Consider the following 229-nt stretch of genomic DNA (forward strand, 5'->3'; position numbering starts at 1 on the left):
GGCTGCGCTGGCGCGGCCAGGACAAGCTGTTCAACTCGAAGGCCTTCCTGCGCCTGACCCTGCTGATGGGACCGTCCGGCCTGATCGCGATCCTCGCCGGCTGGTTCACCACCGAGATGGGCCGCCAGCCCTGGGTGGTCTACGGACTGATGCGCACCGCCGACGCCTCCTCGGCGCAGAGCGTGACGCAGATGAGCCTGACCCTGCTGACCTTCGTGGTGGTGTACTT

Annotated in this window: 1 protein-coding gene; it reads left to right on the plus strand. The window is 67.2% G+C overall.

The window, feature by feature from the left end:
• Positions 1–229 (plus strand): cytochrome ubiquinol oxidase subunit I (locus ACLJNW_RS29195; RefSeq protein ID WP_410962167.1); only part of this gene is annotated, 229 nt, incomplete at both ends.

It is taken from the genome of Salmonella sp. SAL4457 (genome assembly GCF_046548235.1).
GTDB classification, from domain to species: Bacteria; Pseudomonadota; Gammaproteobacteria; order Enterobacterales; family Enterobacteriaceae; genus Salmonella; species Salmonella enterica.